General features: G+C 43.7%; 11 protein-coding genes. 5 read left to right on the top strand and 6 right to left on the bottom strand.

Going from position 1 to position 12,372, the window contains the following annotated elements:
- Positions 1-14: 14 nt before the first annotated feature.
- From GXP75_RS18345 to GXP75_RS18360, 4 genes are all read right to left on the bottom strand, one after another.
- On the bottom strand, positions 15-1,217 hold the full coding sequence (locus GXP75_RS18345; protein ID WP_242557506.1) for a DUF58 domain-containing protein: 1,203 nt from the start codon (positions 1,215-1,217) through the stop codon (positions 15-17).
- Positions 1,217-2,179 (bottom strand): AAA family ATPase, encoded by a 963-nt coding sequence (locus GXP75_RS18350; protein ID WP_242557507.1) that lies wholly within the window; start codon positions 2,177-2,179, stop codon positions 1,217-1,219. The genes GXP75_RS18345 and GXP75_RS18350 overlap by 1 nt, the downstream gene beginning before the upstream one ends.
- Positions 2,180-2,390: 211 nt before the next feature.
- Positions 2,391-3,263 (bottom strand): cation diffusion facilitator family transporter, encoded by an 873-nt coding sequence (locus GXP75_RS18355; RefSeq protein WP_003328490.1) that lies wholly within the window; start codon positions 3,261-3,263, stop codon positions 2,391-2,393.
- Positions 3,264-3,524: 261 nt separating this feature from the next.
- Positions 3,525-4,583: an acyltransferase family protein gene (locus GXP75_RS18360; protein WP_242557508.1), complete on the bottom strand. Its 1,059-nt coding sequence runs from the start codon at positions 4,581-4,583 to the stop codon at positions 3,525-3,527.
- A gap of 253 nt (positions 4,584-4,836) precedes the next feature.
- On the opposite strand from GXP75_RS18360, the gene gabP reads away from it, so the two are divergent.
- The 5 genes from gabP to GXP75_RS18385 all read left to right on the top strand — a co-directional run bounded on the left by gabP (position 4,837) and on the right by GXP75_RS18385 (position 10,117).
- Entirely contained in the window at positions 4,837-6,249 is a 1,413-nt protein-coding gene (gabP, locus tag GXP75_RS18365) for a GABA permease (protein WP_010787814.1), read from the top strand.
- An 88-nt stretch (positions 6,250-6,337) separates the two neighbouring features.
- Entirely contained in the window at positions 6,338-7,879 is a 1,542-nt protein-coding gene (gene cotA / locus GXP75_RS18370; RefSeq protein ID WP_242557509.1) for an outer spore coat copper-dependent laccase CotA, read from the top strand.
- Between the two features lie 104 nt (positions 7,880-7,983).
- Complete coding sequence (locus GXP75_RS18375; RefSeq protein ID WP_242557510.1) at positions 7,984-8,994, top strand: DUF4003 family protein; 1,011 nt, start codon at positions 7,984-7,986, stop codon at positions 8,992-8,994.
- A gap of 16 nt (positions 8,995-9,010) precedes the next feature.
- Complete coding sequence (locus tag GXP75_RS18380) at positions 9,011-9,826, top strand: alpha/beta fold hydrolase (protein WP_061573228.1); 816 nt, start codon at positions 9,011-9,013, stop codon at positions 9,824-9,826.
- A gap of 81 nt (positions 9,827-9,907) precedes the next feature.
- Entirely contained in the window at positions 9,908-10,117 is a 210-nt protein-coding gene (locus tag GXP75_RS18385) for a cold-shock protein (RefSeq protein WP_061573227.1), read from the top strand.
- Between the two features lie 421 nt (positions 10,118-10,538).
- On the opposite strand, the gene GXP75_RS18390 is transcribed toward GXP75_RS18385, so the two are convergent.
- The gene (locus GXP75_RS18390; protein ID WP_396022492.1) at positions 10,539-11,582 is read right to left on the bottom strand and encodes a hypothetical protein; all 1,044 of its coding nucleotides are present in this window, start codon (positions 11,580-11,582) and stop codon (positions 10,539-10,541) included.
- Positions 11,583-11,643: 61 nt separating this feature from the next.
- Positions 11,644-12,012: an RlpA-like double-psi beta-barrel domain-containing protein gene (locus tag GXP75_RS18395; RefSeq protein ID WP_003328500.1), complete on the bottom strand. Its 369-nt coding sequence runs from the start codon at positions 12,010-12,012 to the stop codon at positions 11,644-11,646.
- Between the last annotated feature and the right edge of the window lie 360 nt (positions 12,013-12,372).

Genomic DNA, 12,372 nt, shown 5'->3' on the forward strand with positions numbered 1-12,372 from the left:
TTCACCTCTCTTTCCTAAAAAACTTGAGAAAATCCGCCGTCTTTTATGATCCGGACTCCTGTTCCCCGCTTTAGTAAGCGTTCGATCATAATCGTTTCTGCTTGGGACAGAGCGGCTTCTTTCTCTTTAGCCAAAATAATTGTAACCGGCATGGAACCGGAACTGATTTCGATTGCTCTTACCAAGTCTTCGGTCACCTGCCCGGTGACAACTACTTTATCAGCGTGCCGCACGGCTTGCTGTGCAAGTTCTTCTTCCATAAAGCGGCTGAGAGGAGCTGCCGCGTCACAAGCCACGACGGCCAAATGATGCATCAGCCGCTGAAAATGCTGCTCTCCCTGCTGAATCGGAAAAACGGATCTTTCTTTTCCGGCGGAAGCAAGGCCTGCCCCCGTGCCGCTTTTTAAAACAGAATGAAGAATAGACGCAGCCGCTGAAACAACCTCTTCAAAAGACGCCGAAGGAGAACGGTCCATTAAGAGAAACAGGTTTTTGTTTTTGGACGGTTCAAATTCCTTTGTCATTAGCTGGCTGCGTCTGGCCGAGGTCTTCCAGTCCAATGCTGCAATCCGGTCTCCCGGCTGATATTCCCTCACACTTGCCGCGGCCATGGAATGATTCATCTGAAAAGGTGCCGAACTGCTTATTCCTTCTTCAAGATGCCGTTCATTCGGCTGAAAATGGAGAGATTGATAAGACGGAAACACCAAAAAAGAGTGCTTCACTTCATAATAAGCCTCCTTTTCCACAAGGCCCAGCACATCACCCGTTCGAACTCTTACGGTATGCAAATGATGCTCGCCTCTCGGAACTGGGGATAATCGGTATGACAGCGTGACTTTCCTTTTAAACCACGGAAACACAAGCCGTTTTGCCGCCGCTTGACCTCCGTACAGCTTCTCAAGCGTTTCCGGCAGACAATCCTCAATCACCATATACATGAGCGGAAACGGAACCCTCCGCGTAAGGGTTACCTTTATATTAAGCGTACCGCCGGCATTGACCTGGGTACGGTCCGTCTCCCGCACCGCTTGCATTGCACTGATCGGATACAAAGAAAACAAACCCGCATACAAGACGAAAGGAAGAAACGCATAAAATAAAAACCAGCTTACAAAACCGCCTTGAAACATTGCATAGGAAAATACTGCAGCCGTCAAAATGAGCAGCACCAGCAGCTTCCATCCATAAACCAACCAATGCAGTTTTTTCTTCATTATCGGCTCAGCGACCTTTGAACCGGGACCTTCACGTTTGAAATGATCTCCCGGATGACCGCCTCAGACTGCATTCCTTCAAACTTCGCCTCAGAATGCAAAATCATTCGGTGCGGCAAAGAATAAGGCGCAAGATATTGAATATCGTCCGGAATGACATAATCGCGATTGTGCATCAGCGCATATGCCTGAGCGGCTTTCATCAGGGCGATAGATCCACGGGGACTCACGCCTAAATAAACGGAAGGATGCTGTCTCGTTTTGTGCGTCAAGTCAACAATATAAGCCTTAATGCTTGCATCCACTTGGACATGCTGCACTTCTTGCTGCAAGCGGACAAATTGTTCTTTTGTGATAACAGGCTCCATAGTCTCAATCGGATGGCTTTTCTCTTGGAGCGCCAATACCTCTAATTCCTCTTCAACAGACGGATAACCCATACGGAGCTTGAATAAAAAGCGGTCGAGCTGCGCCTCGGGCAGCGGGTACGTCCCCTCATACTCCACCGGGTTTTGGGTTGCCATCACCAAGAAAGGCTCGGCAAGCGGCATCGTCTTTCCGTCTACTGTCACACTCCCCTCTTCCATCGCTTCAAGCAATGCAGATTGGGTTTTTGGCGATGTTCTGTTGATCTCATCCGCCAGCACAATATGGCCCATAATCGGACCCGGCCGGTATTCAAATTCCATCGTTTTCGAATTATAAATGGATACGCCCGTCACATCGGACGGCAGCAAATCCGGGGTGAATTGGATTCTTTTAAAATCAGCGCCGATTGATTTTGCCAATGAGCGCACCATCATCGTTTTTCCCACCCCTGGAACATCCTCTAATAACACATGCCCTTTGGCAAGAATGGCCGCTAAGCTGAGTATCGCTATGTCTCTTTTCCCAATCATCACTTTGTCAATATGTTCAACAGCTTTACCCAGCAAAGGATGCAGCTCTTCATGGTATGCCATTCTCTTCCTCCTACTCATCTATCTAGTTTCTTATAGTAACCTAACTTTACCACAAAAAAAGCCCGGTATAAAAAAACGAATCTAGCAAACTGTTTCCAATTGAACACTTTTTACACTTTCTGATTTCAACATTTTTAACAGAAATATCAATGAACAAATACAACAGCAAACCGCAAAAAAAGCCTCCCATAACGGGAAGCTTCAGCAGGATTTACTTGTTTTGTAAAGGCTCCATATGAACATGCGAGTGATCAATCGCATGCTCCTCCTTCATCCTCCGCTCAACCTCATTTGCGATATCATGGCTTTCTTTAATATTCAGATCAGACTCTACTTCAATCACAACATCCACGTGAACAGAGCTGCCTAAATATCTGGCTTTGATATCCTTTAAGTGGCTGACTCCGGAGATCTTTTCGATCGTCCGTTTATAATCAGATATATCCTTCACATCAAAGCCGTCCGTCAAAGAATGAGACGCTTCCTTAAAGATATCCCAAGCCGTCTTGCAAATTAAAAGACCGATCAAAAACGCGGTCAGCGTATCAATCCAAGCAAGATGGAACTGCGCCGCGAAAATACCGACAAACGTTCCGACACTGACGATCGCATCGGACTTATTATCAGCAGCAGCCGCATGCAGCGCATGGCTGTTGACCTTTTTCGCAAGCCTTTTATTGTATTGATACACAAGCAGCATAACCACCGCACCCGCTGCAGCCGTCCACGCCGCAATCATATCCGGTGACTCTTCTTTAGAAGAAAAAATAGATTCTCCCGCACTGAGCAGCACTTGAAGCCCGACAACCATCATGATAAAAGAAGCGATAAGTGATGCGACCGTTTCAGCACGGAAATGGCCGTAAGGATGATCTTCATCAGGAGGCTTTTGAGAGATGCGAAGACCGATGAACACCGCAACTGAAGCGATAATATCTGTCGTATTGTTTAATCCGTCCGCCGTAAGCGCTTCTGAATGAAACACATAGCCGATCACCAGCTTAACAGCAGACAGAACAAGATACGCGGCGATGCTGATGAGCGCCCCGGTTTCGCCTTTTTTCAGTTCATCATATCTCTCCATCAAAATCCTCCTTCCGTCCGTGTTTCAAGCTATATTTATCATACAAAGCAACACCGCAGTGGGTCTACAGAAACATGATTCACTTACCTCAGAAAAATAGTGGTTATAGAACATTTTTCACCTGAACCAACTTAATTTCATACAGAAAAAAACGCCTGAACCCAGGCGTATCAAGACTTCTTCCATCTATACATTTTTTCAAAAATATAACAAATCACAAAAAGGAGCTAATGACAGAAAATTTTTTCTTTTCATCCGCCCTCAATACGACCTGTATTCTCTATATTTTCCCGGGAACAACCCTCGGATGCCATACACTCTCCGCTTAGCCAAAGGCTTCCCGAACAAAACCGGATAGCGTTTGAAAAAGAAAATAAAAGGCACCAGTGCGGCAAAGGTCGCTGCTGTATAGAGAATTCCCCAGCCCGCTTGATATGTCGAAGATACGGGGATGTTCAGCACATAATATACGACAGCTTCCATCGTCCTAAGAATAGGATAGTGCAAAACGAGAATGATTAACGAATTCCTGCCGAGAAACTGTAAGAAAGCGAGCTTACGAAACTTAAAACTCGCAAAAACGACTCCCCCCGTGCCAAGCGCAGCCGTCAAGTAGAAAATCAGCATATTGCCGTATTCATTCGCCCTCATATCAACTCTTGTATTCTCCATCTGCAAAAGAGCGGTCAATGAAAAACATATAACCACAGCGAAAATGGTTCTTCTATAAGAAAGCTCCTTCAGTTTGTTTCTCAACACAAAACCAATTGTATAAAAACCCAAAGCAGCTGCGGCTACCTCGGCATTCCAAAGCAGGCTGATATGAAGCACATAAACATTCACAACGCTGACCAGGCAGCTTCCTGCAATGAGAATCAGCCACTTTCCGCGGCATGCTTTTTTCAATAAGAAAAATACGATGTCTACGAGAAATAAACAGGTTAAAAACCACAGTGCCGGATTGTGTGTAAGCATATAATGATCGGGTATTGAATAAACAATACCTTTCAAAGGAACAGCCGGATCAACATCCGCACTGCCGATAAACTGAAAATGCCGTTCCACCAGCAGCCAAAACAAATACGTGATCACCGAGAAGACAGCATAAGGAACCAGCAGCCCTCTGGCTTTCTTCAGCGCAAACTGAAAGAAACCAAGCCCTGTATCCCGGTAAACGGCGCCCGATAAGAAAAAAAACAACGGCATATGAAATGAAAAAATAAAGCTTTTCAATGCATCATCTGTCGGCGCGTGGCCTAAGACAACTAGAATAATGCCTATACCCTTTGATATATCTATCCACTCTACTCTTCCCTTCATATTATACAGCTCCCTGTCTGCTCGTCTCATACCGAGCGTAACATGGAAAAAAGCCAGGTTTCTACAGAAAAAGGAATTCGATATAAGGATGTAACCTGTATGATATAGCGCGTAATTTCTTTAATATGTTATATACAATTTGAAATAAAATGTCATATTTTCTAACATAATCTTTAGATTTTTTGCCAATATATGATACAATTTAATTTGTCAGAATATTCGATACTTAAATAGTCCTATTAGGAGGTATACTATGAACCAATCTGAATCAGGATTAAAAAGGGGACTGAAAACCCGTCATATGACGATGATATCTATCGCAGGCGTTATCGGCGCCGGACTATTTGTAGGCAGCGGATCGGTCATTCATTCTACAGGCCCCGGTGCGATTGTCTCCTATGCTTTAGCAGGCCTCTTGGTCATCTTTATTATGAGAATGCTTGGTGAAATGTCGTCAGTCAACCCCACAAGCGGATCGTTTTCCCAATATGCGCACGATGCCATAGGTCCTTGGGCCGGCTTTACAATCGGCTGGCTTTATTGGTTTTTTTGGGTTATTGTCATTGCGATTGAAGCTATCGCCGGAGCCGGAATTATTCAATATTGGTTTCATGATATCCCATTGTGGCTGACAAGCCTGTTATTGACCATTTTATTGACTCTCACAAACGTCTATTCTGTCAAATCGTTTGGAGAGTTTGAATATTGGCTCTCACTTATTAAGGTTGTAACCATTGTCGCTTTCTTACTCATCGGCTTTGCATTCATTTTTGGCATTGCACCTGGCAGCGAGCCGGTCGGATTGTCAAACTTGACGGGTGAGGGCGGATTCTTTCCGAAGGGAATAAGTTCTGTTTTATTAGGCATCGTTGTCGTGATCTTTTCTTTTATGGGAACTGAAATCGTCGCCATCGCCGCCGGAGAAACATCAAACCCCGTTCAATCCGTTACAAAAGCAACCAGATCAGTCGTTTGGCGGATCATCGTTTTCTACGTCGGCTCGATAGCTATCGTCGTCGCGCTGCTTCCATGGAACTCCGCCAATATTTTGGAGAGCCCATTCGTAGCGGTGCTTGGACATATCGGCGTGCCGGCTGCGGCGCAAATCATGAACTTCATCGTTCTCACAGCCGTATTATCCTGTCTGAATTCAGGCCTCTACACCACATCAAGAATGCTCTATTCACTGGCAGAAAGAAAAGAAGCACCGCGCCGCTTTATGAAGCTGAGCAAAAAAGGAGTGCCCGTACAAGCGATTGTTGCCGGAACCTTTTTCTCTTATATAGCGGTGGTAATGAACTACTTTTCACCTGAAACGGTATTCTTATTTCTAGTCAATTCATCAGGTGCCATTGCCCTCCTTGTCTATCTGGCGATCGCTGTTTCTCACCTTCGAATGCGGAAAAATCTCGAAAAAACGAAGCCCGAATCGTTGAAAATAAAAATGTGGTTTTTCCCTTATTTAACCTACCTGACCATTATCGCCATTTGCGGCATTTTGGTTTCGATGGCATTTATCTCTTCCATGCGAGATGAACTGCTGCTGACAGGATTCATAACAGCCATCGTTCTCGGATCTTACTTTATTTTCAAAAGCCGCAAAGAAAAAGCAAATACCTCTGAAAACCATTCAGCGCAACAGCCTGATCCCGAAATCCTGCCTTAATGGGCGGGATTTTTCATGTCACCTTTCTGTCCTTGCCATCATTTACTGTGTATTACTAGGTTTTTACTAAATATAAGGACAGATGAATATGAATCTTGAAAAATTTGCGGATATGCTTCCTATTCCAGAAGTGCTGAAGCCGCACCAGCAGACAAAAGAAAGCACCTACTACGAAGTCACCATGAAGGAATTCTATCAAAAGCTTCATCGTGACCTCCCGCCAACCCGCCTTTGGGGTTACAACGGCTTGTTTCCCGGACCTACGATTGAAGTCAACAGAAATGAAAACGTTCAAATTAAGTGGATGAATGACCTTCCGGATCAGCATTTTCTTCCGATTGACCATACCATCCATCATTCGGAAGGCCATCACCAAGAGCCCGAGGTCAAGACCGTTGTCCATTTACATGGCGGCGTCACACCTTATGACAGTGACGGTTATCCGGAAGCCTGGTTCTCAAAAGGCTTTCAAAAAACAGGGCCTTATTTCTCCAGAGAAGTCTATCATTATCCTAATCAGCAGCGCGGAGCTATCCTGTGGTACCATGACCACGCGATGGCGCTGACCAGATTAAATGTATATGCCGGGCTCGCCGGAGTGTATATCATTCACGACCCGAAAGAAAAACGGCTGAAGCTGCCCGCAGGCGAGTATGATGTGCCGCTCATGATCATGGACCGGACGATTAACGAGGACGGCTCACTGTTTTATCCGAGCGGACCGGAAAATCCCTCACCAACCTTGCCCAGCCCATCCATCGTTCCGGCTTTTTGCGGTGATACCATTCTCGTAAATGGGAAGGCATGGCCGTATATGGAGGTAGAACCTCGGGCGTACCGTTTTCGGATCGTAAACGCTTCAAATACAAGAACCTATAACCTATCGCTCGATAACGGCGGCGAATTTCTCCAAGTGGGCTCTGACGGCGGCCTCCTGCCCCGCTCTGTTAAACTCAGCTCCATCAGTCTCGCTCCGGCAGAACGATTTGATATCATCATTGATTTTGCAGCCTTCGAAGGACAATCCATCGTTTTGGCAAACAGCGACGGCTGCGGCGGGCCCGCCAATCCCGAATCCGATGCAAATGTCATGCAGTTTCGCGTCACAAAGCCATTAAAAGAAAAAGATGAAAGCAGAAAACCTAGATTTCTCACAAACCTGCCTCCTGTCACTGATGAAAAAATACAAAATCTCAGAACGCTGAAACTCACTGGCACTCAAGATGAATATGGAAGGCCTGTCCTGCTTTTGAATAACAAACGATGGAGCGATCCTGTAACAGAAGCTCCAAAGCTCGGCACATCTGAGATTTGGTCTATCATTAATCCGACGCGCGGCACTCATCCGATCCATCTGCATTTGGTTTCTTTCCGTGTACTGGACCGCCGCCCCTTTGATACGGCCAAATACGCGGAAACCGGCAACGTCGTCTTTACAGGCCCGGCCGTCCCGCCGCCTCCAAGCGAAAAAGGCTGGAAAGACACCGTACAGTCCCATGCGGGGGAAGTCATCAGAATCATGGCGAAATTCGGTCCATACAGCGGACGGTATGTCTGGCATTGCCATATTTTAGAGCATGAGGATTACGATATGATGAGACCTATGGATGTTGTGGATCCAAATCAATAAAACTTGCCGGCTGGCAAGTTTTTTTATTGTCTTCTTAAGAAATGAAACTTTCAAAAGCTGTTCCCCGTAATACGTAATAGGACATATAGAAAGGAGCCGCTCCTATGCTTACATCAGAACTGCAAAACAACGTAAACAACTACATCTCCATTTATACCGAACTGAAAAAACAACTAAAATGGAAAATCGCACATGAAGGACAATTAATGCTCACCGCATCTGCATATATTGTGAATAAAAGAGAATTTGATTTTCGGCGTTTTTACGATCTTAGCAATTATATCAAGGCAAATGTCGGCATGTTTTCCACATTGAATTCACATCACCGTTTTACCATCGCCTCCATCCTTGACATTCATTTTCAAGATAAAGCAAAGGAACAATTCCAGGCATTCAGTGACCTTTACGAAGACATGCTGAAACAGGGATTCAAAAGAGATATTTTCACCTATCTGTCTGCCTTAATTGTGCTGACCGGGAAGTCTGAACAAAAAACAGCCACAGAAATCATGTCAGGCGCTTCATCCATTTATCAGCTGATGAAGCAGCAGCATTATTTCCTGACATCAACTCAAAATTACCCATTCGCCGTAATGCTCGCTGGAATCGACAAAGAAAAAACCGCATTGATGGAACAAGCGGAATCTTTTTATCAAAAGCTTTCCGCCGCAGGCTTTAAAAAAGGACAGAACCTTCAATTTCTAAGCCAGATCCTTGCCTTGCACCAAGAAAAAGATACAGATGAACTTGTCAGCCGCTGCCACAAGATGTTCCGGTTTATCAATGAGTTGTACAAAAAACCTAAAGATATTCACTATCCCGACATTGGTTTACTCACATTTCTTGAAGAACCTGAAAAAGACATCAGCACAGTCATAGAAACGGTTAAGCTTCTTAATAAAGAAAAGGCTTTAAAATGGCATAAAGATATAAATTTCAAAATAGCCGTCAGTCTTTTCATGGGCGATACCATAGAAAAAAATCTGATCGCGGAGTCAGGTTTATACGCGGTGATTGAAACCGTTCTCCAAGCCCAGCAAGCCGCTTCAACCGCTGCGATCATCAGCACAACCGCTGCCGCTCACTCAGCCCATCATTCTTCTGGTACAAATTAAAGGAGGAACGCTCGATATGCCTTATATCACTCTTAAGGATCACACACAGCTTTATTACGAAATGTATGGGGAAGGCACTCCCATACTCTTTATCCACGGAGTATTAATGAGCGGGGCGTTTTTTCACAAACAATTCTCCGCCTTATCAAATGATTACCAATGCATACGCCTCGACTTAAGAGGACACGGCGAGTCGGAAAAAATTCTTCATGGACACACGATTTCTGAATATGCTAAAGATGTGAGGCAATTTATAGAGGCACTCCAGCTCGAAAACACGGTGCTTGTCGGATGGTCAATGGGCGCTTTTGTCGTGTGGGATTATATCAATCAATTTGGGCATGATAAGATACAAGCCATCACCATCGTTGATCAGTCGGCTTCCGATTACAATTGGGAAGGCTGGGAGCACGGAGCATTTGACTTTGCGGGATTAACAGCAGCCATGGAGTCCATTCAAACAGATCCGCTGCCATTTCACAAAAATTTCATCGCTAATATGTTCGCTGAACCGCCTGCCGCAAAAGAAGAAGAGTGGATGCTTAGGGAAATCAGGAAACAGCCCGCCGCCATTGCCAGCACGATTTTATTTAACCAAACAGCAGCGGATTATCGTGACACCGTGCAAAACGTTCAAGTGCCTGCACTGATTTGTTTTGGCGAGGATCACAAGTTTTTCTCAACAAAAGCGGGTGAATATCTACATAACAAAATACCGCAATCTAAACTCGTGACTTTTTCTAAAAGCAGCCATTGCCCATTTTTAGAGGAGCCTGACGCGTTTAACGGCGCATTGCTTTCGTTTTTAGAAGAACTCGCTGGAAAGCAATAAAGAAAAAGGAATTAGGAGAATAGAGGAAAGTATGAGACAATAAAGATGTGCAGTAAAATTCATTAGGGAAGAAGTGACTTTATGTCTTACTATAACAAACGTAATCAAGAACCTCTGCCTCAAGAAGAAGTAACTACTTGGGAGTGTACAAAAGATGACTGTAACGGCTGGACAAGAAAAAACTTTGCCAGCAGTGATACACCGGAATGCCCATTGTGCGGCAGTAAAATGATTGACGGCGTCCGTACATTAGTGAACCTGCAAAACAACAGCCAAACGAAAACAAGTTAGCACTTCCCTTTTAGAAAAGCATCCGCGATTCAAGATGGAATGCTGCATATAAACGCATCACCGGAACCGCCTCAATCGCCTCATGAATTCTCTCGAAGCGTGAATAGACGAACAGCAAAGACCTCCATTTTCATATGCGAGGTCTTTTATCCTTCTCTTGCAAATACACGCACGCCAATTACCTAATTATAGTGGAATGTTAGTGAATAAAGGAGTGATCACCTTGAAAATAAACCACCAAAAAGAGGATCTAAAAAAAAGAGCGGCTGTGAACAAGTTCAACCTTGCAGCAGACGTATGCGTGGAACTTCTCACCTGGGCCGTGCCGATCCTCCGCTTCATTAGATACCTCGGATCTTTTGCTCTAAAACTTATTCCTTAAACAAAAATCACTCAGCATCGCACTGAGTGATTTTTCTTATTATTCGACCACAGAATAACTGTTAATAATTCCGTTCTGGTTTTCCCATACTTTTTGGCACTTTTTCGTTTCTGTGTTATAGGAATAGACCGTTCTGACCTTTGCTTCGCGTCCGGTTTCATCCTTCAGCAGTTTTGCCCCCTTAGCTTCCGCAAGAAAATAAATCGTCTTGCCGTCTTTGGAAAATTGAGGCTGTGCGTCGATTAACAGTGTAAAGTCTTTTTGGTCAGAAATGATCGGTTCATATTTTTTTGTTTTCACATTCATAAAATTGATTTTCGCTGTTTGTTCTGCGCCTTTTTCTACATATGATGTAAACAAGATGCTTTTTCCATCCGCAGAAACGGCAATATCACTAATAAATTGGTCAAGGCTCGTCAGTTCATCAATTCCGTTTTGATTCCCGGCAGCAAAATGAATCTTTGTCGGTTCAGGGTCAGTGCCCTTCTCATTCGCTTCATCTGTTTTTTTATAATCTTCTTCAACAGAATAATGGAGCAGCGCAAATGAATCTTTATCACTGTTATAAAAGAAACTGCTGACACTGTCATCCTGATCATCCGCTGCAGGAAACACATTCTCATACCTCTTCGTCTTCAAATCAAATGAAGCGAGACGGAAGTTGCTTTCATCAGGGCTTCCGAGACGGAAATAAATCTTCGATTGATCTTTTGACAAAAACAAGCTGTCCGCGCTCTCCACACCTTTATAAAGCGTACTCTTTTTATTAGACTTCAAATCAAGTTTGAACAGCCGCATCTCATTCTGATCATTATTGCCCGTATAGTACAGCACATCGTGTTGCTGATCCAGTGCAAAAGCCGGATAACTCGTCAGTTTATCCTCATGCAGCACTTTATCATTCAAATAATATTTTGTTAACAAATCGGTATCGGTAATGGAAACAAGCAGCTTTCCGCCGTCCGCCGCACTTACCGATACATCGGCCTTCTCTTCACCTTTATCCATAAACCAATACACAGAGAAAATCACCGCTGCCGCCAGCACAATACCAACTGAGAAAAACGCCATTGTCTTTTTCATCTTTTATCTCCACCATTAGAAAAAAGCAAGAAACGGTTATTCTTGCTTTTCAGATTATCTATTAATAGCTGTAATGACCTGACACTTTGCCTTTGCTTAAAGGGTATCCTAACGCTTTAAACGCTTTCGGACTGACATCCAATACTGCATTTGGCATTCTGCCGACATCATTTTTATATACTGTAATTACTTTTTTAGGCTTCGCTTTGGCATACGCCTTAATTTTCGTGCCGTTTCTCGGAACATCAAAACCAATTTTTGTAGCACAATCCCAATGTCCTAACTTTTTGCCCGAAGACCCTTTTTTTCCAACTCCATTATACCAAGTAATATTTCCATTCACATGTTTCGCACTGGCTTCAGTTGAAAAACCGACTGCGCCAAGTGTACTACCTACTAAAATAAAAGCCGCTAAAAATAACTTCTTCAAGCTTTTGTCCCCCCGACATGTTTTCTTCTAGGGAAAATTATACACTATGAACCGCTGATATTTTATTTCAATCACCTTACAGAAATATTACAAGAAAAGGAGAAACTTTCACCATTATATCAACCAAATATCTCTAAATATTACAAATGTAACACAAGGTATTCCTTTGTATAGCATTCTAGCTGAAACATATCTGAGCAATCAGAAAAGAACATACAATTTCCTCGAATAGGAAAATCGCATGGAAGATTATACTATTATAAAAGTAAAATTAGAGTTATAATATTTATAGAGTAGTCATCGCATTCAATATGGACTGACATTACACACATTTATTCAAAACAAATTCATATCTATAAA

It is taken from the genome of Bacillus sp. HU-1818 (assembly GCF_022695965.1).
Lineage (GTDB): Bacteria > Bacillota > Bacilli > Bacillales > Bacillaceae > Bacillus > Bacillus atrophaeus.